The sequence below is a fragment of the Listeria cossartiae subsp. cossartiae genome, assembly GCF_014224155.1.
Taxonomy (GTDB): Bacteria; Bacillota; Bacilli; order Lactobacillales; family Listeriaceae; genus Listeria; species Listeria cossartiae.
In genome coordinates, this window is sequence record NZ_JAASUI010000004.1 from 175233 (window position 1) to 200805 (window position 25573).

Annotated in this window: 23 protein-coding genes; 2 read left to right on the forward strand and 21 right to left on the reverse strand. The window is 39.3% G+C overall.

Features of this window, described 5'->3' with window-relative positions; translation table 11 throughout:
- Window positions 1-283: 283 nt before the first annotated feature.
- From prmC to HCJ30_RS12330, 15 genes are all read right to left on the reverse strand, one after another.
- Window positions 284-1135 (reverse strand): peptide chain release factor N(5)-glutamine methyltransferase, encoded by an 852-nt coding sequence (prmC, locus tag HCJ30_RS12260; protein WP_185392372.1) that lies wholly within the window; start codon window positions 1133-1135, stop codon window positions 284-286.
- A complete protein-coding gene (gene prfA, locus HCJ30_RS12265) occupies window positions 1122-2198 on the reverse strand; it encodes a peptide chain release factor 1 (protein ID WP_185392373.1) in 1077 nt (358 codons plus the stop codon). The genes prmC and prfA overlap by 14 nt, the downstream gene beginning before the upstream one ends.
- A 22-nt stretch (window positions 2199-2220) precedes the next feature.
- Window positions 2221-2796 (reverse strand): thymidine kinase, encoded by a 576-nt coding sequence (locus HCJ30_RS12270; protein ID WP_185392374.1) that lies wholly within the window; start codon window positions 2794-2796, stop codon window positions 2221-2223.
- A gap of 111 nt (window positions 2797-2907) precedes the next feature.
- Entirely contained in the window at window positions 2908-3774 is an 867-nt protein-coding gene (gene thrB, locus HCJ30_RS12275) for a homoserine kinase (protein WP_185392375.1), read from the reverse strand.
- The gene (gene thrC, locus HCJ30_RS12280) at window positions 3774-4829 is read right to left on the reverse strand and encodes a threonine synthase (RefSeq protein WP_185392376.1); all 1056 of its coding nucleotides are present in this window, start codon (window positions 4827-4829) and stop codon (window positions 3774-3776) included. The genes thrB and thrC overlap by 1 nt, the downstream gene beginning before the upstream one ends.
- Window positions 4830-4831: 2 nt before the next feature.
- Complete coding sequence (locus HCJ30_RS12285; RefSeq protein ID WP_185392377.1) at window positions 4832-6118, reverse strand: homoserine dehydrogenase; 1287 nt, start codon at window positions 6116-6118, stop codon at window positions 4832-4834.
- Between the two features lie 209 nt (window positions 6119-6327).
- A complete protein-coding gene (locus HCJ30_RS12290) occupies window positions 6328-6573 on the reverse strand; it encodes a type B 50S ribosomal protein L31 (protein ID WP_003726356.1) in 246 nt (81 codons plus the stop codon).
- A gap of 101 nt (window positions 6574-6674) precedes the next feature.
- Window positions 6675-7112 carry a cell wall teichoic acid glycosylation protein GtcA gene (gene gtcA / locus HCJ30_RS12295; protein ID WP_185392378.1) on the reverse strand — a complete coding sequence of 146 codons (438 nt, stop codon included), beginning with the start codon at window positions 7110-7112 and terminating at the stop codon, window positions 6675-6677.
- Window positions 7113-7139: 27 nt separating this feature from the next.
- Window positions 7140-8411, reverse strand: a complete 1272-nt coding sequence (rho, locus tag HCJ30_RS12300) for a transcription termination factor Rho (protein ID WP_185392379.1) — start codon at window positions 8409-8411, stop codon at window positions 7140-7142.
- A gap of 104 nt (window positions 8412-8515) precedes the next feature.
- Window positions 8516-9787, reverse strand: coding sequence for a UDP-N-acetylglucosamine 1-carboxyvinyltransferase (murA, locus tag HCJ30_RS12305; protein ID WP_185392380.1), 1272 nt, complete (start codon window positions 9785-9787; stop codon window positions 8516-8518).
- Between the two features lie 117 nt (window positions 9788-9904).
- Window positions 9905-10978: a lysylphosphatidylglycerol synthase transmembrane domain-containing protein gene (locus HCJ30_RS12310; RefSeq protein WP_185392381.1), complete on the reverse strand. Its 1074-nt coding sequence runs from the start codon at window positions 10976-10978 to the stop codon at window positions 9905-9907.
- A 5-nt stretch (window positions 10979-10983) separates the two neighbouring features.
- Window positions 10984-12009 carry a glycosyltransferase family 4 protein gene (locus HCJ30_RS12315; protein ID WP_185392382.1) on the reverse strand — a complete coding sequence of 342 codons (1026 nt, stop codon included), beginning with the start codon at window positions 12007-12009 and terminating at the stop codon, window positions 10984-10986.
- The gene (locus HCJ30_RS12320; RefSeq protein WP_185392383.1) at window positions 12002-13285 is read right to left on the reverse strand and encodes a glycosyltransferase family 4 protein; all 1284 of its coding nucleotides are present in this window, start codon (window positions 13283-13285) and stop codon (window positions 12002-12004) included. The genes HCJ30_RS12315 and HCJ30_RS12320 overlap by 8 nt, the downstream gene beginning before the upstream one ends.
- A 323-nt stretch (window positions 13286-13608) precedes the next feature.
- Window positions 13609-14463: a class II fructose-1,6-bisphosphate aldolase gene (gene fba, locus HCJ30_RS12325; RefSeq protein ID WP_185392384.1), complete on the reverse strand. Its 855-nt coding sequence runs from the start codon at window positions 14461-14463 to the stop codon at window positions 13609-13611.
- A 168-nt stretch (window positions 14464-14631) separates the two neighbouring features.
- Window positions 14632-15552, reverse strand: coding sequence for a diacylglycerol kinase family lipid kinase (locus HCJ30_RS12330; RefSeq protein WP_185392385.1), 921 nt, complete (start codon window positions 15550-15552; stop codon window positions 14632-14634).
- A 313-nt stretch (window positions 15553-15865) separates the two neighbouring features.
- On the opposite strand from HCJ30_RS12330, the gene HCJ30_RS12335 reads away from it, so the two are divergent.
- On the forward strand, window positions 15866-18178 hold the full coding sequence (locus HCJ30_RS12335; RefSeq protein WP_185392386.1) for a GW domain-containing glycosaminoglycan-binding protein: 2313 nt from the start codon (window positions 15866-15868) through the stop codon (window positions 18176-18178).
- A 42-nt stretch (window positions 18179-18220) separates the two neighbouring features.
- Here HCJ30_RS12335 and pyrG read toward each other — a convergent pair whose 3' ends face one another.
- From pyrG to HCJ30_RS12360, 5 genes are all read right to left on the reverse strand, one after another.
- Window positions 18221-19819 (reverse strand): CTP synthase, encoded by a 1599-nt coding sequence (gene pyrG, locus HCJ30_RS12340; RefSeq protein WP_185392387.1) that lies wholly within the window; start codon window positions 19817-19819, stop codon window positions 18221-18223.
- 366 nt (window positions 19820-20185) lie between these two features.
- On the reverse strand, window positions 20186-20722 hold the full coding sequence (gene rpoE, locus HCJ30_RS12345) for a DNA-directed RNA polymerase subunit delta (protein WP_014601153.1): 537 nt from the start codon (window positions 20720-20722) through the stop codon (window positions 20186-20188).
- A 365-nt stretch (window positions 20723-21087) separates the two neighbouring features.
- Complete coding sequence (gene argS / locus HCJ30_RS12350; RefSeq protein WP_185392388.1) at window positions 21088-22758, reverse strand: arginine--tRNA ligase; 1671 nt, start codon at window positions 22756-22758, stop codon at window positions 21088-21090.
- Window positions 22755-23204 carry a YwiB family protein gene (locus HCJ30_RS12355; RefSeq protein ID WP_003723610.1) on the reverse strand — a complete coding sequence of 150 codons (450 nt, stop codon included), beginning with the start codon at window positions 23202-23204 and terminating at the stop codon, window positions 22755-22757. Before HCJ30_RS12355 ends, argS begins: the two co-directional genes overlap by 4 nt.
- A 77-nt stretch (window positions 23205-23281) precedes the next feature.
- Window positions 23282-23935 (reverse strand): site-2 protease family protein, encoded by a 654-nt coding sequence (locus HCJ30_RS12360; protein WP_185392389.1) that lies wholly within the window; start codon window positions 23933-23935, stop codon window positions 23282-23284.
- Window positions 23936-24008: 73 nt separating this feature from the next.
- Between HCJ30_RS12360 and thmT the strand changes: the two genes are divergently transcribed.
- Window positions 24009-24194, forward strand: coding sequence for a 2-hydroxymuconate tautomerase (gene thmT / locus HCJ30_RS12365; RefSeq protein WP_003723612.1), 186 nt, complete (start codon window positions 24009-24011; stop codon window positions 24192-24194).
- A 34-nt stretch (window positions 24195-24228) separates the two neighbouring features.
- On the opposite strand, the gene HCJ30_RS12370 is transcribed toward thmT, so the two are convergent.
- Complete coding sequence (locus tag HCJ30_RS12370; RefSeq protein ID WP_185392390.1) at window positions 24229-25551, reverse strand: HD domain-containing protein; 1323 nt, start codon at window positions 25549-25551, stop codon at window positions 24229-24231.
- Window positions 25552-25573: the final 22 nt, after the last annotated feature.

Below are 25573 nucleotides of genomic sequence, written 5' to 3' on the forward strand. Positions count from 1 at the left end.
ACATAACTTCTATTATATTTTAACGTTTTCTGCTTTATTTTTACAGTATTGTTTTTTAAAATCAGGAAATCGCTCTTTTTGAACAAAAGTTATCCCCAAACTGTGGATAATAACTTTGTCAATGGGGATAACTTATTGTGAAATGTGGATAATTCGTAAAGCTAAGTAAAAAAGCCATTTTTTTTATTAAGATTTGATTAAAAAATTTTTTTGCACAACATTTTATCCACAGTTTTGTGGATAACTTTGATAAGAAAAAGACGCTTCTTTTCCAGAAACGTCTTTATACCAGTATGTTGGAGCATGTTACGTAACGATCTTTTGAATTTATATCTTTGTGGATAAGAACAGTGGAATGTGGATAACTTTTTTCGAATAGTTGTTTTACTCGTTCGCCTTGTGTATAACCTATCTCGACGCCGACCCAAAAGGATGGTTTTAAGACATATTTTAAGTTATCCATAAATCGTTCATAGATAGCGAGCCCATCATTTTCTGCAAATAACGCTAGAGCTGGCTCGTTTTTCAAAACATAATCCGACATCTCTGCTTTTTCAGCTTCTGCGATGTATGGTGGATTTGCAACAATCATATCGAAACGTTCTTCCTTTTGCTTGAAAGCTTCCAGTAAATCCGTTTCTACAAAGCGCACATCGGCATTCAACAATCGCGCGTTCTTTTTCGCCACCGCAAGTGCTGGAGCCGATATGTCCGAAGCAGTCACTGCAATATTCGGAAATGCTTTTTTTAACGCAATGGCAATAATTCCGCTGCCGGTACAAACATCCAACACATTGTTCAAAGGATGCTTTTTCAAAAAGGCTTCCGCACAAGCGACAAGTTCCTCGGTTTCCGGGCGTGGAATAAGGACATCTTTCGTCACTAAAAAATCATATCCATAAAACGGCGCTGTTTTTAAAATGTATTGAACTGGTTCTCCCGCCAAATATCTAGCAAAATCTTCCTCGAATTGTTTTTCATGATTCGGTTCAAGTTCGCGGTTTATTTCCATCCAAAGCTCAGAACGCGAAAGTCCCATCCTGGTTTCTAGTAAAACTTCCGCGGCATTTTGGTCCAAACCTTTTTCAAGAAGGATGGCTTCCGCATTTTTTAGCAATTGACTAATTTGCGTCATTTAAATGCTCCAGTTTACTTGTTTGATCTTCTAGGATTAGCGCGTCAATGATTTCATCGAGTTTGCCTTCCATGATTTGATCTAATTTTTGGATGGTAAGGCCGATACGGTGGTCGGTTACTCGGTTTTGCGGATAGTTGTAAGTCCGGATACGTTCGGAGCGGTCACCTGTTCCAACAGCCGACTTACGGTTGGCATCGTATTCTTCGCGAGCTTCACGCTCAAATTTATCATAAACACGTGCGCGCAATACTTTCATCGCTTTATCTTTATTTTTCAACTGAGAACGCTCATCTTGCATTGAAACGACAATCCCGGTTGGAATATGCGTTAAACGTACAGCTGACATCGTAGTATTGACACTTTGTCCGCCGGCACCAGTGGATGCGAATGTATCGGTACGGATATCTTTATCATGCAACTCGATTTCCACTTCTTCCGCTTCTGGCAAAATGGCTACTGTAGCTGTAGATGTATGAATTCGGCCGCCTGATTCAGTTTCCGGAACACGTTGTACACGGTGTGCGCCATTTTCATATTTCATACGAGAAAAAGCGTCATTTCCGTTCATCATCGCAATAATTTCTTTGTAGCCACCAATACCAGTCGGATTCGCGTCCATAATTTCTACTTTCCAGCCGCGTGATTCCGCGTATTTGCTGTACATCCGGAATAAATCGCCCGCAAATAAAGCCGCTTCATCCCCGCCAGCTGCTCCGCGAATCTCTAAAATAACGTTTTTATCATCATTTGGATCTTTTGGAACGAGTAAAAGTTTGAGACGTTCTTCCAAATCTGTTTTTTCTTTTTGAAGTTCCGCGAATTCTTCTTTAGCCATTTCGCGCATTTCATCGTCTAGTTTTTCGCTTAGAAGTTCTTTTGTTTCGTTGATTTGTTCGTTCACATTTTTGTATTCGCGGTACGTTTCCACTGTGGCTGTAATGCCGGACTGTTCTTTGGAAAGGTCGCGCAGTCGCTTAGGATCAGATACTACATCTGGATCACTTAGTAGTTCGTTTAGTTCATCATAACGGTCTTCCACCGCCTGTAATCGATCATACATTGTATTTCAACACCTCTTTAACTTATTTTATTGGTGGATTGGCATGGCATTTGCGGCACACTGGGTAATAGTGGTCATTTCCGCCAATCATAATTTGTTCGCCGGTATAAACTGGTTTACCTTTGTCATCAACGCGCAAAACCATCGTCGCTTTTTTGGCACAGAACCAGCAAATTGTTTTCATTTCTTCTAATTTATCCGCGTATAGCAGCAAGTATTTCGAGCCTTCAAATAATTCATTTCGAAAATCATTTTTTAGTCCGTAAGCAATTACCGGGATATTTAAACTATCGACAATTTTCGCTAACTGAAATACATGTTCTTTTTCTAGAAATTGTGATTCGTCTAAAAGAACACAATTTGGTTTCGGATTAATATTTGCTACGATTTCAAAAATATTCGTGTCGCTAAAAATGGGGGTTGCTTCTCGTTTCAGTCCAATTCGACTTGAAATGAAGCCAACTTGGTCTCTATCGTCAATGCCTGAAGTAAAGATAGCTACTGTTTTATTTTGTTCTTCATAATTATGTGCGACTTTTAGAATTTCAATGGTTTTCCCACTATTCATGGAACCATAACGGAAAAATAATTGTGCCATTAAGACCGCTCCCTTTAACTTTATAAACTCTTTTCCTATTTTATCATAGAGCGGCACAAATTGGGACATATAGTTAAAAAAAGCTACGCCGCATATGGGCATAGCTTGATTTTAACGAAAAACTTCTGCGCCGCTTCCTTCGACATCGAGAAGAAGAACGTCCGCATCGATTTCCAGTGTTTGTAAAGATGTTTGTAGTGTATTTGCTACATCACGTGGAGCAAATACTAAGACGGTTGGACCAGCGCCACTTAGACATGCGGCGTAAGCACCCTCACTTTTGGCAATGTCGCGAATTTGGGTTAAATGTGGAACTAATTTGCTGCGATATTTTTCATGCCATAAATCACGTTCCATCATTTCGCCGGCTAGTGTCATATCATTGCGCAAAATGGCTGCAATCATCACGTTGGCAATGCTGCTTGCTTGGACTGCTTCTTTGAACGGAAGCGTATCAGGAAGCACACCGCGACTTTCCGAAGTAAGTAGTTCGGTTTTTGGGATAAAAGCAATTAAAGCACAATCTGGGAAAAGGTGGCGCACATAAAAATCTTCCCCTTCTAATTTTGCTCCTACGACCCAGTTTCCTAGGACAGCAGGCGCTACATTATCCGGATGACCTTCTATTTCAGCGGCAATACGAACTTTTTCTTCTTTGGAAAGATGGAGTTCTGCAAGTGTATTAGCTAATTCAATTCCCGCAACAACTGCGGCAGAGCTACTGCCAAGTCCGCGAGCTGGTGGAATATCACACGTCATCACTAAATGGTGTGGCGTTAAATTAGGGGCTAAATTGAGCGCTGTTTCAATAATCACATTGGTTTCGTCATGTGGAATCCCACCGCCAATATTATGTTCGATATACCAAGATTCCGTTTCTTCGCAAATATCGAGCGTTAAATATAGCGTTAAGGCTAAACCGCAAGAATCAAAACCAGGACCAAGATTGGCCGTTGTTGCCGGGACACGAATACGCATTAAGCATTCACTCCTGAACGTAAATGTGTGCGCATTGCTTCAATATCATCTACATGGGAAATTGGAATTTCATGCACGCTCATCGCAGTATCTGGATCTTTTAAGCCGTTTCCAGTGAATACGCAAACGACCGTTTCACCTTGTTTGATTGTTCCGTTTGCTACATGTTGGATGACACCAGCTAAAGATGCGGCAGAACCCGGCTCGATGAAGACACCATCTTGTGCGGCGATTTTTTTATAAGCATTCACAATTTCGTCGTCTGTTACAGAATGAATGTAACCACCAGATTCATCGCGAGCTGCTTCTGCAAGCCCCCAACTAGCTGGATTTCCGATACGAATCGCTGTTGCAATTGTTTCCGGATTATCAATTGGTTTTCCTTGAACAATCGCAGCGGCTCCTTCTGCTTCAAAACCGTGCATCCGCGGCAGTCCAGAAGCTTTAGCCTCATTCCATTCTTTAAAACCTTTCCAGTATGCAGAAATATTTCCGGCATTACCGACTGGAATTGCAAGAACGTCTGGCGCGGAACCTAATTGCTCACAGATTTCGAACGCAGCAGTTTTTTGCCCTTCTAAACGGTATGGATTCACAGAGTTTACAAGTGTTACAGCTTCAGTTTCAGCAAGTTCACGAACCGATTTTAATGCTTCGTCAAAATTACCTTGAATCGAGATAATATCAGCGCCATACATAACCGCTTGCGCTAATTTACCAAGAGCGACTTTGCCTTCTGGAATAACGATGTAAGCTTTCAATCCGGCACGTGTTGCGTATGCGGCCGCGGCTGCGGAAGTATTCCCAGTGGATGCACAAATAACCGCTTCGGCACCTTCTTCTTTCGCTTTAGCAACAGCCATAACCATTCCACGATCTTTAAAAGAACCAGTTGGATTTAAGCCTTCGTATTTTCCGTATAAAGTAACACCGAGTTCTTTGGACAAATTTGGTAATGGAATAAGTGGTGTATTTCCTTCCGCAAGTGAGATCATTGGCGTTTTATCAGTTACTGGTAGATATTCTTTATATTTTTCTAGTAAACCTTTATACATATTTAACCCTCCACAACGGAATATTTTGCGAGCATTTGCATTTCTGGCTCATTTTTCACCCGAGCGATTGCTTGTTCTAATTGCGCTTGGCTTGTTGAGTGTGTCACGATAACAACGGTCGCCGTAAAATCATCATACGGTTGTTGTAAAATTTTATCAAAACCAACGCCAGCTTCCGCAAAAATTTGCGTTAGCTTAAGGAAGGTTCCTGTTTTATCATCCATTGTTAGGCGAAGATAGTATTTGGAGAAAACTTGTTCTTTCGGTGTATGTTTTGTTTCGTGTTTGTAGCTGTTAAACGCATTGCCATTCGTGCCTAGACGGCTGTTTTTGGCAACGGTAATTAAATCACTAACCACACTTGTTGCTGTTGGTAGTTCGCCAGCACCAGGTCCGTAAAACATTGTTTCTCCGACAGCTGCACCAGTTACAAATACGGCATTATTCTCATAGTTAACGCCAGCAAGTGGATGTGCTTTTGGTAATAACACTGGCCCAACATTGACATTCACTGTGCCATTCGTTTCTTCGGCAGTACCTACTAGTTTAATTTTATAGCCTAATTGGTAGGCTACATCGATATCTTCAGGAGAAATCCCGCGAATACCGTTTGTTTCTACATTATCTAAATTCACATTCATTCCAAATGCGAGTCTTGTCATAATAACCATTTTTCTAGCTGCATCGATTCCGTCCACATCATTCGTTGGGTCGGATTCGGCAAAACCTAGTGCTTGGGCTTCTGCTAAAACTTCTTCATATGACTTTTTCTCTGACGTCATTTTTGTTAGCATGAAATTGGTCGTCCCGTTGACGATACCCATAACTTTTTGAATTTTATCTGCTGCAAGGCTATTTACGATAGTACGTAAAATCGGAATTCCGCCCGCAACACTTGCTTCATAAAACAAATCACATTGATTAGCTTGTGCAACTGCAACTAATTCGTCGCCGTGAAGCGCAATCAAATCCTTATTCGCAGTTACTACATGTTTTCCAGCTTTCAAGGCCTGCAAAATGTATTCCCGCGCAGTTGTGATGCTGCCCATAACCTCGACAACAACAGCAATTTCTGGATCATCCAGTACATCAGACGGATTGGTGGTTAGTTCAAAACCTTTTGTTTCATAACGGCGATTTTTCTCTAAGTCGCGAACTAGCACTTTCTTTACAGAAATATGGTATCCAGTTACTTGACTAATTTTTTCTTGATGCTCTTCTAAAATATGAATAACACCGCTACCTACCGTTCCAAATCCTAACACACCTACTTGTAACTTTGCTTCCACTTGAAAACCTCCTTATTATTGTTTAACAAAACAGAAAATTTAACTTTTTTATTACCTACTCATAAAAAAAGTAATTAGTGATATTATACGCAACTTCACAGGCAAAAGTAAACCCTTGGAAGGAAAGTTTTTATTTTTAAAATGAATCCATAAAAAACACACCCAGCAAAAGCTGAGTGCGCAAATTATTTCGTTCGTTACATACAGTCTTATTTGAGACCGTATTTTTTGTTGAAGCGGTCCACACGGCCGTCTGCAGTCGCATGTTTTTGTTTACCAGTATAGAACGGGTGCGAATCAGAAGAGATTTCGACACGTAGTAACGGATACTCGTTGCCATCTTCCCATTTAATTGTTTCGCTTGAGCTCTTAGTAGAACCTGACAAAAATTTGAAATCAGTACTAGTATCAACAAATACCACTGGGCGGTACTCAGGATGAATTCCAGTTTTCATTTCTTTTCAACTCCTTCGCCCTGAATCATCTGAAACAGAGTAATTAAGTGCTTTTACACACAGTATAAATATTATAACAATGTTAGAGCAAACAAGCAAGATTATTTTTTTACTTTGAAGATTATCCATTTACTAAACACATAGTTCAGTACAAGTACGATAATGTTTGTCCAGATTTTCGCCCATAATTCATCTACGGATAGAACGCTAATTAATAGAATCATAACTAAAATATCTATTATATAGGTTAAACAGCGGAATCCAAAGAAAGAACTCGCTTCACGAAGGCGATCTTTCCAAGTAGGTGTATAACTATCAAACACAAATTTCTTATTAGAAAAGTAAGCGAAAAGAACTGATGCGATAAAAGCAATGGTGTTTGCAATACGGTAATCCCAGTTCAACACATATGTACACAGCCAAAATGTCACAATATTAATAAGAGTAGTGAATCCACCCATAATTAGATACATGAAAATACTGTGCACCTGATCTGTATACCACGGAATTTTATTTAATAATTGTCTTATTTTACTCATAAAATAACTTCTTTCTCTGCATGATTTTTATTTTTTAAACATCTCTTCTTGCAACAACTCATAAAAAGCTTCGTTATTCTCTGTTTTCTTCAAATAGCGCACGAAGCGTTCAGAAATCTCAAGTCCATCGCTTTGTTTTGGCATTGCTTTACGGATTTTCCAAAGTTGTTCTAGGCGTTCTTTGGATAGTAGTAATTCTTCTTTTCGTGTTCCAGAGCGGCGCATATCAATCGCTGGGAAGACGCGGCGTTCTGCAAGTTGACGGTCAAGGTGTAATTCCATGTTTCCAGTTCCTTTGAATTCCTCGTAAATAACATCGTCCATGCGTGAACCCGTATCAACTAAGGCCGTTGCAAGGATTGTCAAACTTCCACCTTCTTCAATATTACGAGCGGCACCAAAGAAACGCTTAGGTCGATGGAAAGCTGCTGGATCAATACCGCCGGAAAGCGTACGACCACTTGGCGGAATAACTAAATTGTAAGCTCTCGCTAGTCGCGTAATGCTATCCATTAGAATAACAACATCTCGTTTTTGTTCAACTAGACGCATCGCACGTTCCAGTACTAATTCTGCCACTTTAATGTGGTTTTCTGGTACTTCATCAAATGTAGAACTGACCACATCGGCTTTTACAGAACGTTCGATATCCGTTACTTCTTCTGGACGCTCATCAATTAACAAGACAATCAGTTCGGAATCCGGGTGATTCGTTGTAATCGCATTGGCAATTTCTTTGAGCAAGACCGTTTTACCAGCTTTTGGTGGTGCTACAATCAGTCCCCGTTGACCAAACCCAATTGGTGAAATCAAATCAATTGTTCTAGTAGAAATCGGATTTTTTCCCGTGTCTAAATGAATTTGCCGATCTGGGTAAAGTGGCGTTAATCCCGGAAAATGTACTCTTTCTTTCGCAACTTCCGGATTTTCTCCATTAACTGCTTCAACGTGCAGCAAGCCAAAATAACGTTCGTTTTCTTTCGGAGGCCGAACCTTTCCAGAAACTTTATCCCCAGTTCTTAACTCAAAACGTCTGATTTGGGACGCTGAAATGTAAATGTCTTCTGAACTAGAAGAATAATTGATAGGACGCAAGAAACCGAAACCTTCATTCGGAATAATTTCTAATACGCCTTCCATGAAGAAAAATCCTTCTTTTTCCGCGTTTGATTTTAATAAAGCAAAAATTAATTCTCGTTTTGTGAGTTTGCTGTAATAAGCAATTTTATGCTCTTTTGCTAAAGCATAGATTTCTTTAATCGTTAAACTTTCTAAGTATGCAATGGACAGTTTAGCCATGTATGTACCACCTTTTTGAGTTAATAAATAATAATAGGAATAAATGATAATGGAGGGAATTTGAGGGAAGGCTGAAACGACTTGACTCGTCCAGCCTCAGATTTTTACAATTGTGTTTCTGCTGCACTGCTACGGCTAATGTCAGCCCCGATAGCAGAAAGTTTTTCAATAATTTTACTATAACCACGTTCGATATGTTCCACGCCATGAATTTCTGTTTGCCCGTCAGCTAAAAGACCAGCAATGACTAGCGCTGCACCGGCACGTAAATCGGTCGCGGTAACTTTGGAACCTTGCAGTTGGACAGGTCCGCTAATAACAGCCGATCGACCTTCTAGTTTAAATTTCCCGCCCATTCGCTCAATTTCAGCAATATGTTTAAAACGGCTTGGATAAATCGTGTCCGTAATAACGCTACTACCTTCCGCGCGTGTTAAAAGTGCGGTTAGTGGCTGCTGCAAATCGGTTGGGAAACCTGGATACGCATAAGTTTTAATATCTACTTTTTTTACTTTGTCTACTTCTCCTACAAAAATAGCATCTTCCTCAATATCCATCGGAACGCCCATTTCTGTAAGCTTAGCAATGATTCCTTCTAAATGAGTAGGAATAACATTTTCGATTCGTACGCCTTTACCTGAAGCCGCCGCAAGTACCATAAAGGTTCCCGCTTCGATTCGATCTGGAATAATCGTGTGATGGCAACCATGCAGATGCTCTACACCAGTGATGCGAATAGTATCTGTTCCTGCCCCTTTGATAATTGCGCCCATATTAGTTAAAAGTGTTGCAACATCAATGATTTCCGGTTCTTTAGCCGCGTTTTCGATAATTGTTTTTCCTTTTGCACGAACAGCTGCTAGCATGATATTAATTGTAGCGCCTACACTTACAACATCAAGGTAAATTCGCGCGCCTTTTAACTCATCAGCACGTAAATAAATAGCTCCTTGTTCGTTAGTTACTTTTGCGCCTAGAGCTTCGAAGCCTTTAATATGCTGATCGATTGGACGTGGGCCTAAATAACAACCACCTGGAAGACCAATAACGGCTTTCTTAAAACGGCCTAACATTGCACCCATTAAATAATAAGATGCACGTAATTTCTTCACATTGCCTGATGGAAGTGGCATCGAAATCATATCTGTTGGATCAATAACTGCTGTTTTATTATCATAGCGAACCGTGCCGCCAAGTTCTTCTAAAATATCATAAAGTGTATATACATCCGAAATATCTGGTAACCCTTCTAAAACTACTTCAGACTCCGCCAAAATTGCAGCTGGAATCAAGGCCACCGCACTATTTTTCGCACCATCTACTTGCAAAGTGCCAGCTAATTTTTTACCGCCTTGAATAATCAGTTTATCCGTCACAAATGTACCCTTCTTTCCTGAAGCTTGTCATACTTTTTCATTATCCATTAATTTGATTTACTTTGCAAGATGCTTTCTTTAAAAAAAGCCGGGAACTGTCCGCCCCCAAGCTTTCTATTATTGTGGTATATTTTTGACTGGTGTTTTTGCGAGTGCTTCAATATGCGGCTTGATTTTCTTCGATGCTGTATCTTTTATTAACAAAGCTCCTGCGCCAAACACGATGCAGCTATAATAAGTGATAATCCGCCATAAAACTAGCGCCATGAGCAGTTTCGCTGGACCAAGTAACATCCCGAATAGCAAAGTGAAAGTATATTCAGCCCCACCAGCCCCGCCCGGAGTTGGCATGACGGTTGCAAACATAATAATAAACGCATGATACGTAATCGCCATATACAGCCCGATTCCCGTAACACCAATCGCTTGTAAAATGAAAAATGGAATCGAGAAATAAATCCACAGTTGTAGTGTTGTATAAAAACAACAACGCACAATTAATTTCCAGTCTTTCCCAATCCGGCTACTCTCTTCGTGAAAAGTAACAATTTTTTCATCGAGCATATTTCTTAAATTAGCTACTTTTTCTTTTTTCATAAATAATCGCGTTGGTATAAGTAAGATATGGACTAATTTTGTCGTAAATTTTTGGCTTCTACCTACTAAAATAAGTGCGGCAATAACGATGACATGCACGCCAAACCCAAGTAACACGAGGAATTTCAGTTGCGTCACGCCAGTCATTAAATAATGAATTCCAAAAATCAAAATAACTAAAAAGTTCAGCACAACCATCGCTTGATAAATAATGAATTTCACGAGTAAAACCGAGCTTCCTCGGCCCGCATCCATGCCTTGCTTCGTTAACATCACGAGCTGCGCCGGTTGCCCACCAGTTGACATCGGAGTAATCGTATTGAAAAATTGGCCAATCATCGTAATTCGAAAAGAGGAAAAGAACCGTTGCTCTTTATTGGCCGGTTTAGATGCCGTTTGTAAAACGACCGCTTCTAAAAACCAATAAAGAAACATTGCAGCAAATGCCGCCAGTAGCCACCAAGGGTTCACTTTCAACATCGAAGCGAAAAAAGTGGAGATATCTACGCCTTGAAATTGCCAAATAATAAAGCCGATACTAATCGCTAATACAAGCGCAATATTAAATAGATTTTTCTTCGCAGCTCCACTCATAATTTTCACTCCTTCGTTAATAAACCTTGATAAAAGTCCAACCAAATTTGCGCCAGTCGGTCTTCGGAATAATAAGTCGCGCCTCGTTTGGCCGCTTGCAGCATTTCATTATAGTAATCCGCGTCATTTTGTAAACGCTCAATAGCGCGGATAAATCCTGGATTATCGACCTCTTTGACATAGTAACCATCTAAAATTTCTTCATATAAATCCAAATTTCGTAATAATATCGGAACGTCCGAGCTCATCGCTTCCAAAATCGCCATTGGGAACAGCTCGTTGTAGGAAGGCATAAAAAACACATCCGCCATATTGATACAAGCATTCATTTCCGAACGGTCAACAATCCCGATAAATTTCACGTTACTCGGTGGATTATCATAGATTTTTTTCAATTCTTCATAGCCAGAAGTAATTTTTCCAAAAGAAAAGCCGCCAGCCCAGACAAATTGAACATCAGGTAGTTGTTTCGCCACCTCGATAAAATCAAGTACACCTTTACGATGCTGCACTTGCCCAATCCCAATCACCGTAAATTTATCAGCTGGAATTCCATATTTTTCCCGCGCAAGTTGTTTTTCCGCCTTTGGAAGTGGGAAAAAGCTCTTTTTAGAAACGAAATTCGGGATATAATGGATTTTTTCTTCAGGAATATCATATGCAGTTAGTTTCGGTATAAACGAAGGATTAACCACAACAATCTCATCCATGCGCTTATAAAATCCAATCAAATATTTATAAAAAACGACCCGGGCGATCCACGGTAATTTCAGACTACCTTCCATTGTTTCCGGCAGAAAATGAACATATCCAACCCGAACGCCGCGTTTCTTCTTAAAAAAAGTCGAAAGAAAAAAACGGAAATCAACGGTATGATAATGCGTGATATCCGATTTCTCCAAACTATTAATCTTCATATCAATTTCATTTATATATCTTTCTTCTAGCAAGTTCACAAGTTCGCGGTAAGCCGATGCTACACCTTGTCCTTTTACTTTTTCTGCCGAAGATAGCATTGTCAACTTAATCACGCCGCGATGACCTCTCTTTCCTTTGAACATGCGTAGAAGATGAAAGTGAAAATACTTGTGAAGCTATTTTGCTTTTTATTAATGTCGGTTTTACTTTAATCGTCCCATTTTGTCGCTTAGCTCGGTAGATTTCTCGAACTTCATTGTATGTAGATTCAATGTTGATTCCAAATTGGTCCGCAGAAATTGATTCCACTTTGACTCTACCATTTGATGCGACTAATGTTGCGGTGTTTTTATCTGAAAGTATTTTAATTAACAAACTTGCAAGCTCGTAATCTTCATCGAATAAAAAGGCCGTTTCTCTGTCGCTTAAAAAGCCTTCAATACTTTCGTCACGTTTAGCTACAACTGGTAAAGATGCCGCCATTGCTTCAGCGTAAGTTAAGCCTTGCGTTTCTGTCGTTGAGGCACTCACAAAAAGGTCACCTAATTGGTAATATAAACTAATATTTTCCCAGTCCACTGCTCCGGTGAAAATAACATGTGCTTCTAATTGTTTTTCTTCTACTAATTTTTCTAAGTCTTTACGTACCGGTCCATCGCCAACAATAACTAGTTTGGCTGTTGGTTTCGTTTGTAGGACTTCTGGCATCGCGTTAATAATCGCATCGATGTTTTTCTCGTGCGCAATTCTTCCAAGCGAAAGTATCACCGGATCTTCTGCTCCAATACCAAGTGATTTTTTCAGGTCTAAAATTTGCTGTTTCTCAACCGGCGCGAACGATGAAATATCTGTACCTGTTGGAACTGTATACATTAATTTGTGGATACCTTGCTCTTCTAAGTGATGTCTTACTTTTGCTGTTGGCGTAATTATCGCATCATAACTATCACAAAATGATTTGGTCATTTTCCCCACCATAGACGGCGTTAAAATTTTACCTTTCGCAATATAATGCAAGTAATCGACATACATTGTGTGGTAAGTATGGATAGAAGGAATATGATATTTTTTCGCAATTCGCTTACCCAAAAGACCTAATGAGAACTCCGTATGTGTATGGATAACATCTAAATCTAAGCGACCTACTAGCTTGATAAACTTATTCATTCCAGCAATTGCTACACGACGTTCTGGAAAAAAGACAAACGGAATACTTGGTAAACGAAATACACGCCCCTCTTCGCTTTCTCTATCAGCGTTTGGATCGGTTGTCGTAAATATATATACAGTGTGCCCTTGTTTTCTTAGTTCGTTTTCCATAATCATTATCGATGTAGCTACACCGCTAATTTGCGGACTGTAGGTATCCGTAAAAATCCCTATATTCATTACTATCGCCTACTCTCTTCCTCGTTGGTTCATTCATCATTTAATATATTATTATAACATAACTATAGTAAGTCGTATTACATAACTAACTACATTATGACTCATTTATTTTGATAAAACATGCGCCTGAAGCATGATTTTTAATCGGGAAATGTGGAGTGTTTACTTTTATTAAATGAAAGCTATAGTTATCATACCATATTCGCCTTCATAACGATAATTAAATTCCTTCTATAAAAGGCCCTAAGATACACATAAAAAATAACTGGCAAAATCAACGAGTGATCCTACCAGTTATTTTTTATATCATCATAAAGTTTGTCTTACGCTTTACCGTTAGAACCAAACTCTTGAATTTTTTCTGAAACAGTTTTGATAATCGCGTCCACACCAGGGCCGATTACTTTACGTGGATCATAAACTTTGTCATCAGTAGCTAATTTTTCGCGAACAGCTGCAGTCCAAACGATTTGGCATTCAGTGTTAACGTTGATTTTGCTGTGACCTAGTTCAATTGCTTTTTTGATTTGGTGTTCAGGAATTCCAGAACCACCGTGAAGTACAAGTGGAGCACCTGTAAGTTCGGAGATTTCTTTCATTTCGTCAAAACCAAGAACAGGTTCGCCGTGGTAAGGACCGTGTACAGAACCTAATGCTGCAGCAAGTGCATCAATGTTAGCTTCTTTAACTACACGTAAACATTCTTGTGGATCAGCATAGTTGATTCCACCAGTAACTCCGTCTTCGTCTCCACCAACAGTTCCAATTTCCGCTTCAACAGATACGCCTTTAGCGTGCGCGTAATCAACAACTTTTTTAGTCATTTCGATGTTTTCGTCGATTGGGTGGTGAGAGCCGTCGATCATTACAGAAGAAAATCCTGCATCGATAGCCGCTTTACAAGAATCAAAGCTTGAACCATGATCAAGGTGAATCGCAACAGGTACAGTGATTTTCAGGTCTTCTACAAGTCCTTCAGTCATTTTTACAACTGTTTTGAATCCTCCCATGTATTTAGCAGCTCCTTCAGAAACTCCTAAAATAACTGGTGCTTTTTCTGCTTCTGCAGCTTTCAAAATAGCTTGAGTCCATTCAAGGTTGTTGATGTTGAATTGACCAACAGCATATTTTCCAGCTAATGCTTTTTTCAGCATGTCTGTCATGTTAACGATAGGCATAATACAATTTCCTCCCTCAGGAATTTAGGAAAACCATTTTTGATTTCCCCTAAGATTTGAATTTCCGCCGTGAAAAATAGTGGCAGCTATTTTCCCCTAACAAACATATAATAACAGATTTGTGATGAATTTACCATAAAAACTAGAAATTTTTCTGGTGTAAACGCTTTAGCCTCTAAGACGGTCTGAAATTCTTTTTTCATCAGCAAATACTTCTAGTGCTTCTGGAATGACCTCTAATGTGTACGGGGCTTTTCCGCCATATACACCGTCATAACTAACATTTAAATCTGCCTCACTTTTGATTACAACTTTATTGGTGCGCACATGAATTACATGCGGACTAGTTAAATGCGCGCCTTTTTTTATGGAAGCAAAAAGTTGAAATAATTTTTTGGGAGATACCTTTTTTAAAATTAAAAGTTCGAACATGCCGCTGTTTAATTCGGCTGGTGGGCAAAGCGTTTCCATCCCGCCAACTGAATTCGATTTATTGACGAAAAATAGCAGAATTTCGCCTTTGAAAACTTCATCATTGTAGGCAATTTCCACACTCACTGGTGATAATTTGGGGAGAACAGTGAGTCCGCTGAAAAGATAGGCTAATCTACCCCATTTAGATTTCATCGATTCTTTTACGGCGTAAGTTATTTCCGTGATTTTTCCGCCTGCTGCATTATTAATGAAAAATTCGGTTTCATTAGCTTTACCGATGTCTACGCGAATTGTTTCTTGTTTGGCGATAATTTGGAGTGCTTCGAGTGGATCTTTAGCAACATTTAATGCCCGTGCATAGTCATTCGTTGTGCCTACTGGTAAAATCCCTAGCTTCGGCCTTTTTTCGACTTGCATTAAACCATTAACGACTTCATTGACCGTTCCATCGCCGCCTGCCGCAATTACCACATCATAACCTGATTCCGCCGCTTGTCGCGCAATTTTCGTCGTGCTCTTTGGCGCTTTAGTTGACGGGACTAAAGTTACTTCAAAGTCTGCTTCTGTTAAAATTTTCTCTGCGTCTGGAAGTAATTTTCGAAATTTATTTTTCCCTGCTGCCGGATTGTATACTATCATCGCTTTCTTCTGCAAATTGCCGCTCCCTCTTTCCTATAGATATTGTTAGTTTCCTATTTTGGCTTCTTGATGTCAACTTGTTTGACCAGAAAAGAAAAATCCCTTTATTTAGAGTCTTTTTACCTATTACAAAACACATGCCTCTACTTCGTTAAAATTACATTTTGTGTACCATTTTGAAATTATATTACTTTTACATTAAAAAACATGTGCAATTAGGTTCATTGTTGCTTATAGCCATTGACTACGACTTCACGTATTGTCATAATTAGTGTAGAATAATTTTATTTCTTATTGAAAGTAGTGCAGTTAGGAGAGGATTTAAACTTTGAAAAAATTAGTAAAATCGGCGGTTGTTTTTACAAGCCTTGCTTTTATTGGCGTGTCCGCTACCATGATTACAGAGAAAGCAAGTGCAGCTTCCACAGAAACAGTGCAAAATGTAGATGACCAATCTATCTATATTCCCCAAGGAGTTAGGGACGGGACTGCTACGGAAGAACATGACGGCTTTGAAGATGGAACTAATAGCGTACTGAAGTCTGTACCTTTACTTCGCGCAACAGCAGGATATCCTGACGTTAATTCCTATATTAAATCAAATAAATTTTCAAGCGCATCCATTGAAAAACAATTGCAAAGTCAATTTCCTAAGTTTAATTACCGTAATGGTTACGGGAAACCAGAAGGAATTGTCATCCACGAAACAGCAAATAATTCTTCTACTATCACAGGTGAAATTAGTTACATGAGTAGAAACTACAATAATGCCTTTGTTCATTCATTTGTAGATAAATCTCGTATTATCCAAATCCACCCTACCGAAAACGGTGTATGGGGAGCCGGCCAATATGCCAATGCTCGCTTTATCCAAGTTGAATTAGTTCGTTCGAAAACATTTGACGAATTTGCTCGTTCTATTAATAACTACGCCTATTACGCGGCTTACCTGCTAGATCAATATAATCTTCCAGTTGATAGTGCTCACAGTGATGGCAAAGGAACAGTTTGGTCGCATGATGCGGTTACACGTTATCTTGGCGGTACAACGCATACGGACCCCGTTTCTTATTTCAACCAATGGGGCTATAACTTCAATAGTTTTGTGACGTTGATTAACGAAAAATATAACGCCATTCAAGCAAGCAAAGTCTCTTACGACAAAATCGAATATGATAAAGGCGTAACTGCTTATGCTCGAGTAAAAACTGCACCTTACAATGCTGTTTGGACAAGACCTTACAAAACAGAAGGCGCAAAACTTGTGAATCCACTATCATCGTATGTTGGCAAAAACATGCGTATCTTGCGCGAAGCTAAAACGCCAATCACCACTTGGTACCAATTTAGCATCGACGGCAAGACAATTGGTTGGGTCGACACACGCGCACTTGATACATTCTACAAACAAAGCATGGAAACACCTGCCAATTTAACGCGTTATGTTGTGGCAAATAAAGCGAACGAAGCTTACTACAAAGTTCCTGTCGTGGATGCCGATGTTAAATGGGGCACTTTATCCACTTATAAAAACGAAAAATTAACCGTTGATAAACAAGCAACTGTTGAGGGACAACTTTGGTATCGCGTGAGCGCAGGATCTACTTTTATTGGCTGGACGAAAGCTGCGAACTTAACAGCAACTTCTCCTTTCGATAAAATTGAATACGATAAAGGCGTAACTGCTTATGCCCGAGTGAAAACAGCTCCAGGTAATGCCGTTTGGACGAAACCTTACAAAACAGAAGGTGCTAATTTAGTTAATCAGCTGTCTGTCTATGCTGGTAAAAACATGCGTATCTTGCGCGAAGCTAAAACACCAATCACCACTTGGTACCAATTTAGTATTGATGGCAAAACGATTGGTTGGGTTGACACACGTGCACTTGATACATTCTACAAACAAAGCATGGAAACACCGACTAATTTAACCCGTTACGTTGTGGCAAACAAAACGAACGAAGCTTACTACAAAGTTCCTGTCGTGGATGCCGATGTTAGATGGGGCACTTTAGCAACGTACAAAAACGAAAAATTAACCGTCGATAGCCAAGCAACCGTTGAAGGAGAACTTTGGTATCGCGTACGAACAAGTACTACTTTTATCGGCTGGACAAAAGCTTCCAACTTAACAGCTACGTCACCATTTGATCCAATCGAATATGATAAAGGCGTAACCGCTTATGCACGAGTAAAAACTGCGCCGGGTAATGCCGTTTGGACAAAACCATATAAAACAGAAGGCGCTAATTTAGTTAATCAGCTTTCTGTCTATGCTGGTAAAAACATGCGTATCTTGCGCGAAGCTAAAACACCAATCACGACTTGGTATCAATTTAGTATTGATGGTAAAGTAATTGGTTGGGTTGACACGCGTCCACTCGATACATTCTACAAACAAAGCATGGAAACACCGACTAATTTAACTCGTTACGTTATCCCAAGCAAAACTGGCGAAGCGTACTATAAGGTTCCAGTTGTGGATGCCGATGTTAGATGGGGCACTTTAGCAACATACAAAAACGAAAAATTAACTGTCGATAGCCAAGCAACCGTCGAAGGACAGCTTTGGTATCGCATAAGAACAAGCACTACATTTATCGGTTGGACAAAAGCTTCTAACCTTAGTGCTACTAAATAACAAAAACTCCCAGCCACACTCGGCTGGGAGTTTTTTATCGTCTTATTTATTGTTAAGTGCTGCGCCAACAAAATCTTTGAACAAGCTTTGTGGACGGTTTGGACGAGAAATGAATTCTGGGTGATATTGACAAGCGACGAACCAAGGGTGATCAACTAGTTCAACTACTTCAACTAGGCGACCATCTGGGCTTGTTGCAGAAACAATCATGCCAGCTTCTTCCATTTGCTCTCTATATTCGTTATTGAACTCATAACGATGACGGTGACGCTCTTCTACAAGTGTTTTACCATATGCAGCCTCTGTTTTTGTTCCTTGCTTAATACGCGCTGGATAAAGGCCTAGACGAAGCGTTCCACCCATGTTTTCGATATTTTTTTGTTCTGGTAATAAATCAATGATGTTGTGATTTGTTTCTGGTTCGATTTCTGCGGAATGTGCTCCTTCAAGCCCAAGAACATTACGAGCAAATTCAACCGTTGCCAGTTGCATACCTAAACAAATACCGAAATAAGGTACTTTATTTACACGAGCGTACTCAATAGCAGCAATTTTACCTTCAATGGCACGATCCCCGAAACCACCAGGAACTAAGATACCATCAATGTCTTTCATGATTTCAGCAACATTTTCTTTTGTTACTTTCTCGGAATCAATCCAGTCGATTTCGATTTCAGCATCATGATCATATCCAGCATGACGAAGTGCTTCTGCTACAGAAAGGTAAGCATCTTGCAAGGAAACATATTTACCAACTAAACCAATACGAACTTTTTTGGAAAGGTTTTTCACGCGGTGTACTAAGTTTTTCCAATCAGTCATTTCCGCTTGTGGTGCTTCTAATTGCAAGTGTTCTAGGACGATGTCATCCATTTTTTGTTTTTGTAAAGAAAGTGGTACGTTATAAAGTGTTTCTTCATCGCGAGATTCAATAACCTCAGATGCTTTAATATCACAAAATAGCGCAATCTTATCTTTCATTTCTTGTGAAACTGGTTGCTCTGTACGAACAACGATAATGTTTGGTTGAATTCCTAGGCTGCGAAGTTCTTTTACACTATGTTGTGTTGGTTTTGTTTTCATTTCGCCAGCTGCTTTGATGTAAGGAATTAACGTTGTGTGGATATAAAGTACGTTTTCCGCACCAACATCACTTTTAATTTGGCGAATTGCTTCTAAGAATGGTAAAGATTCGATATCCCCAACCGTTCCACCAATTTCAGTGATAATAATGTCTGAATTGGTCATGCGAGCTGCACGGAAAACACGATCTTTTAATTCGTTTGTAATGTGTGGAATAACTTGCACAGTTCCACCTAAGTAATCCCCGCGACGTTCTTTTTTAATAACTTCTGAGTAAACTTTACCAGTTGTCACGTTGCTGTATTTATTTAAGTTAATATCGATAAAACGTTCGTAATGGCCAAGGTCTAAGTCTGTTTCTGCGCCGTCATCCGTCACATAAACTTCCCCGTGTTGGTATGGACTCATAGTTCCTGGATCCACGTTGATGTATGGATCAAATTTTTGAATGGTCACACTAAGTCCACGATTTTTCAGCAAACGTCCTAGTGATGCTGCTGTGATTCCTTTTCCGATTGACGAAACTACGCCACCTGTAACGAAAATATACTTTGTCATGTTAAAAAAATCTACTCCTTCCTGAAATGAAAAACTTGCAGGGTTCTGACGATTTTCCTGCTGGGGTGGGAAATTGCCAGATAAAACAATATTGTGATTATCTTTCTAACGTATCCATCACAATTTCAAGTATTTTGTAAACCAAAATAAAAAACACTCCGCCTACTTCATAAAAGTAAGGGAGCGTCGATTCTCATAAATATCCGTCCCTATAAAAGGGAGCCCAAATAAAATACTACTAATGATAGCGATAGAAGTCAAGTCTTTATTTTATGAAACCGCCATCAATCCATTAAGTACGCTAAAAAAAATCAGACAGACACTTTTCCACAAAATGGAGGTGCCTATCTGATTAACAGTTAGTTATTATTTATCTTCTGGGTCTTCTGTATAATCGCCATCAGAATAATCATCTTCTACAGTAGCTAAATCGCCTTCGATTCCGTCTGGTAAGTGATCATCGTCATCTTCCTCTTCGTCAAGTAAAACGTCAGCAAGAGAGATTTCTTCTTCACCAAGCTCTTCCACGATTTCTTCATCATCGTAGTCCACGTCATCATCCAAGATTTCTTCATCTTCGTCGTCATCATCGTCTGATTTACGTTTTTTCTTAGGAGTCGTTTGTGTTTGAACTTCTTCATCAATTGCATCCATTGGATACCATGCACGAAGTCCCCACGTGTTGTTTCCTAATGAAATAAAGTTACCATCAATATTCATATCTGTATAAAATTGAACAAGACGCTCCCTTATTTCTGCATCTTTCAAACCTAGGAACGCTTGAATCTCTTTCACTAATTCAGGGAAAAGAATAGTTTCTTTTCGTTGTTCCAAAATAAAATGTGCAACATCAATTAAAGATAGTTCACTACGTTCTTCTTGCGTTAAGTTCTTTAAATCCAAAACTGGCACGCCCTTTCTATCGTAATTCCAATTTATTTAGCTGTTATTTTTTCGTTCAGCCCAACTTCACTATTTTACATGTTATTTCTGGCAAGTACAACCTAAATTTTCTTAATTACATCAATTCTTCTTGACTATTTTATATCCGATGTAAAAGAAAAGGATGGCCATTAAAAGAATTGGGATCGATCCAAGTTGAAAGTCGTAGAGAATATAGATTGCGACGCACAGAAACACGAAAAGCAGCGCCAAAATTATTAATCGCTTCATCATATGCTCTCCCCGTTTTTTCAATTACCTATGTTTCTATTAACTTTAGTACATTTTGGTTATGACGTCAACGAGTAACCTATAAATTTAGGATATCACATTTTTTCTGGTGCTGATACACCAAGCAGCGTCAAACCATTTCTAAGAGTAATTTGTGCTGTCTTAATAAGCGCTAGTCTTGCTTTCGTTACTTCTAAATTATCCATATCAAGTACTTTATTGCTATTGTAGAAACGGTGGAATGCAGTCGCTAAATCATTTAAGTAACGAACGATACGATGTGGCGCTCTTTTGGCAGCAGCCTCCGCAACAACATCCGCGAACTCACCTAATACTTTTAATAAATCATATTCTGCTTCGGTTTGTAACAAGCTCATGTCCGCATCTTTAGTAACTTCTAAACCTTGTTCTTTACCAGAACGTAAAATGCTAGAAATTCTGGCGTGCGCATATTGTACATAATAAACTGGATTATCATTTGACGTCGATTTTGCTAAGCTCATATCGAAGTTCATGTGTGTATCAGAGCTACGCATTGCGAAGAAATATCTTGTCGCATCAAGGCCAACTTCTTCAATTAAGTCGCGCATCGTAACTGATTTACCAGTACGTTTACTCATTTTAACTTGAACGCCGTCTTCGAATAAGTGAACTAGTTGAATGATTTCTACTTCTAGTTGATTTGGCGAGTAACCAAGTGCTTCAATTGCCGCACGCATCCGCGGAATATAACCATGGTGATCTGCTCCCCAAATATCAATTAACACATCAAAGCCACGCTCTAATTTGTTTAAATGATAAGCGATATCTGGTAAGAAATAAGTGTAGCTACCGTCCGTTTTGATTAAAACGCGGTCTTTATCATCTTCAAAATCTGTTGTTCTCAACCAAGTCGCGCCATCTTGCTCATAAATATAGCCATTTTCGCGCAAACGTTCTAACGCTGGCAACACTTTATTTTCTTCGTATAGAGATGTTTCTGAAAACCACTCATCAAAAGAAACACGGAATTCTTCTAAGTCCGCACGTAATTTCCCAGTTTCAAATGCTAGTGCATCAACACGGAAAACGGAACGACGCTCTTCTTCACTCGCATTCACATATTTATCGCCATATTTAGCAGCTAAATCTTTCCCAAGGGAGATAATATCAGCACCGCGGTAGCCATCTTCTGGGAATTCAGATTCTAGGCCTAGCGCTTCAAAATAACGCGCTTCTGCTGAAAGAACTAAATTATTGATTTGATTTCCGGCATCGTTAATATAATATTCTCTTGAAACATCAAATCCGGCCATGTTCATGATGTTAGCAAGTGAGTCTCCGATTGCAGCGCCACGTGCATGCCCTAAATGCAAGTCGCCAGTTGGGTTTGCGGAAACAAATTCAATTTGGAATTTTTCTCCTTTACCAAAATCAGACTCTCCGTATTTTTTATCTTCGGTTAAAATAACTGGAACTAAATCGGTTAAATAAGCATTATCTAAGTAGAAGTTAATAAAACCAGGCCCAGCAATTTCTACTTCTTTAATTAATTTGTTATCTTTTTTAAGTTCTGGAACGATACTTTCGGCAATTTGACGCGGGGCTTTCTTAGCTACTCTAGCAAGCTGCATCGCAATATTAGTCGAATAATCTCCATGCTTTTTATCTTTTGGTACTTCGAGTAAAATTTCTGGTACTTCTGCTTCTTCTAAACCAACCGCTTGAACAACTGCTTGTTTGATATGTTCAATTAGTTTGATTTGGTTCTCTTGCATGACATTCATTCTGCGTCCTCCTCTATTTTCATTAAAACAGTATATGAGCCAATGTATTCGCCGTGACTTAGCAAATCATATTGAAATGCGACTTCACTCAGCACATCCGGCTTATTTTCATATAGTTCTTCCATTGAAACTAATTCTGATTCTAATTGTAATTTCCCTGCTCCTGAATCAACAGACGCAGTACTTCTCCGATTATCTCGAAAAAAGTGCATTCTCATATTTACGGCACCACTTCTCATTAAAAGCAGTTCGTTGTCAGCAATTTTAAGAACCGTACGAATTGTTCCAGCTAATTGTTTTTCCTCATAATGCAGATACCGATTACCTTTATCGCGGTAAAAAACACCCGAAACAGACATATCGGATTTTTCTTCTGCATCCATCTGACGGATGACATTGGTGATATGAATAGTTACTTTTTTTCGTTCCATTTGATTGGCTGTCATATCGCTTATTTACCCCTTTCCGGTCAGAAGAATAGACGCATTATATTATAGTGAAAAATAGCATGAAAAGCAACAGGTTAAAATGACGTTAGACCAAATATTGCTAAAATCACATTTAGAACAAACGGAATCACAGTATCAAAAATCGGTTGAATCGTAAATTCGGAGATAGGCGTTACCGCAACTACTAGGAAAATAAGTATCGCATATCGTTCTAGCGGTTCAAGTTTGGCTCTAGCAGACATTGGTAAAAACTCTACTAAAATTTGGTAGCCATCCAGTGGCGGAAGTGGAATTAAGTTAAATACAAATAATACTAGATTTAAGTCCACAAAAATCATTAAAAATGTTTCTGTAACCGAGCCATATGTAAAGAAAGAAAAATTTAAAAACAGTGCATAAAAACCAATACCAACAATCGCAAGGAATAAATTACTGATTGGACCAGCAAGCGAAACAAGTATACTGCCAAGTCGGCGCTTCTTTAATTTAAATCGATTGACTGGGGTCGGTTTAGCCCAACCGAAACCGGCAATTAAGATCATCAGTAAACCGAATAAATCAATATGTACAATTGGGTTCAAGGACAATCTCCCTTGATTTTTGGCTGTGTCATCCCCAAAAGCGAGCGCAACCAAAGCATGAGCCCATTCATGGATGGTAAAAGCAATTAATAATGTAGCAACAACATAAGGTATCATTTCTAGTGGGTAAGCGAGAAAACTAGGCATAAGTGCCTCCTTTATCTTTTATAGAGTAATTTTTATATGCTATAATGAAAAAAACGTTGATCGAGGTGAGAAAATGCCATTTGTTACCATTCAATTTTTAGAAGGTCGTACGGACGATCAAAAGAAAGCTTTAGTGAGCGAAGTAACTGAAGTTGTTTCCAAAAACCTAAAAGCACCGAAAGAAAACATTCATGTAATTTTAGAAGAAATGAAAAAAACAGATTACGGTGTTGGCGGCGTAAGAAAATCAGATATTTAAGCGTACTAGAAGCAAGGTTTATCGCCTTGCTTTTTTATTTTTCTTTGAGGGAATGCGCATGAATAATCGAAATCATTCTTTCCGCAATTTCTTGATCCACTCGCCCGCTCTCGATAAAATCAAGCGGATAATACAATTTTATATCCGTCCGCCGCTCCCGACCAATCGCTTCAACAACTGGAGATTCGGTCGATAATTCGCGTAACTCCCCGTTTCCCATCAAAAGTTTAATCGGGTCTTTCCCGCTACCAACTCCTGGAAGATAGTAATCGTAAGGCAAATCGCTGGAAGAATCAATCACTAAATAATACGACGGGTCAATATCTGCTTTTTCAAGTAGTCCTTTTAGTTCTGCATAAAATTCAGCATCTTCTTTTGGATCGTAGTTGGTGTATCTAAGCAATCTCCTATTCAAAAAGCGGCTACACAAATCACTTAAAATCGGATCAGCTTCCTCTTGCCAAATGGAAAAGTAGTACATCAACACAATATCATCCAGTACGATATACTCTTTTAAACTTACTTCATTCAAAAAGAATGGTAGTACTTGAATCGGTGTAACCTGAAATTCATAGCCAGCGCAATATAACTTTTTGGCGCGCTCGAGGATTTTCCATAATAATACTTCACCGCTTCGACTAACTGGGTGAAAATATACTTGTTGATACATTTGGTAGCGACTCATAATATAGTCTTCTACCGCATGCATTCCAGAATATTTCACAATGACCCCATTGCCATCTGGACTTGGCCTTAACACCCGCAAAATCCGCTCGATATCAAACTTCCCGTAACTAACGCCGGTATAATAAGCATCTCGCAGTAAATAATCCATTCGATCCGCATCAATCTGACTAGAAATCAACTTCACTAGCGTTTGATTAGGATAGTTTTTCTTAATAATAGCGGCAACTTTTAGCGGAAACTCTTCTCCAACCCGCATCAATACTTCACTGACTTCGGTATCACCAATAATAATCTCCTGTGTATAAGCCTCATGATCCGTCCCAAAAACCTTTTCAAAAGCGTGTGAAAATGGACCATGACCTAAATCATGTAAAAGCGCAGCGCACAAAGCAACCATACGCTCTTCCGGATCAAGTTGCGGCTCATTCGCAAACGTCACATCAATGATTTGCCGAACGATTTCGTAAACGCCTAACGAATGATTAAAACGGCTGTGTTCCGCCCCGTGAAAAGTGAGCGAGGTCGTCCCCAATTGGTGTATTCGCCGCAAACGCTGAAACTCTTTTGTAGCAATTAAATCCCAAATTAATTTATCAGAAACATGTACATATCCATGCACTGGATCTTTGAATACTTTTTCTTCCAGTAGTTTCTCTGTTAAATAACTCATGCAGCCCTCTCCTCTCAAGTAA

What these genes read in the sequence shown, in the direction of transcription:
- argS (WP_185392388.1), bottom strand. Translation starts at nt 22,758, where the DNA reads ATGAATGTCATGCAAGAGAACCAAATCAAACTAATTGAACATATCAAA.
- fba (WP_185392384.1), bottom strand. Translation starts at nt 14,463, where the DNA reads ATGCCTATCGTTAACATGACAGACATGCTGAAAAAAGCATTAGCTGGA.
- HCJ30_RS12270 (WP_185392374.1), bottom strand. Translation starts at nt 2,796, where the DNA reads ATGGCACAATTATTTTTCCGTTATGGTTCCATGAATAGTGGGAAAACC.
- HCJ30_RS12370 (WP_185392390.1), bottom strand. Translation starts at nt 25,551, where the DNA reads ATGAGTTATTTAACAGAGAAACTACTGGAAGAAAAAGTATTCAAAGAT.
- gtcA (WP_185392378.1), bottom strand. Translation starts at nt 7,112, where the DNA reads ATGAGTAAAATAAGACAATTATTAAATAAAATTCCGTGGTATACAGAT.
- thrC (WP_185392376.1), bottom strand. Translation starts at nt 4,829, where the DNA reads ATGTATAAAGGTTTACTAGAAAAATATAAAGAATATCTACCAGTAACT.
- HCJ30_RS12320 (WP_185392383.1), bottom strand. Translation starts at nt 13,285, where the DNA reads ATGAATATAGGGATTTTTACGGATACCTACAGTCCGCAAATTAGCGGT.
- HCJ30_RS12310 (WP_185392381.1), bottom strand. Translation starts at nt 10,978, where the DNA reads ATGAGTGGAGCTGCGAAGAAAAATCTATTTAATATTGCGCTTGTATTA.
- prfA (WP_185392373.1), bottom strand. Translation starts at nt 2,198, where the DNA reads ATGTATGATCGATTACAGGCGGTGGAAGACCGTTATGATGAACTAAAC.
- thrB (WP_185392375.1), bottom strand. Translation starts at nt 3,774, where the DNA reads ATGCGTATTCGTGTCCCGGCAACAACGGCCAATCTTGGTCCTGGTTTT.
- pyrG (WP_185392387.1), bottom strand. Translation starts at nt 19,819, where the DNA reads ATGACAAAGTATATTTTCGTTACAGGTGGCGTAGTTTCGTCAATCGGA.
- prmC (WP_185392372.1), bottom strand. Translation starts at nt 1,135, where the DNA reads ATGACGCAAATTAGTCAATTGCTAAAAAATGCGGAAGCCATCCTTCTT.
- thmT (WP_003723612.1), top strand. Translation starts at nt 24,009, where the DNA reads ATGCCATTTGTTACCATTCAATTTTTAGAAGGTCGTACGGACGATCAA.
- rho (WP_185392379.1), bottom strand. Translation starts at nt 8,411, where the DNA reads ATGGCTAAACTGTCCATTGCATACTTAGAAAGTTTAACGATTAAAGAA.
- HCJ30_RS12360 (WP_185392389.1), bottom strand. Translation starts at nt 23,935, where the DNA reads ATGCCTAGTTTTCTCGCTTACCCACTAGAAATGATACCTTATGTTGTT.
- HCJ30_RS12355 (WP_003723610.1), bottom strand. Translation starts at nt 23,204, where the DNA reads ATGACAGCCAATCAAATGGAACGAAAAAAAGTAACTATTCATATCACC.
- HCJ30_RS12290 (WP_003726356.1), bottom strand. Translation starts at nt 6,573, where the DNA reads ATGAAAACTGGAATTCATCCTGAGTACCGCCCAGTGGTATTTGTTGAT.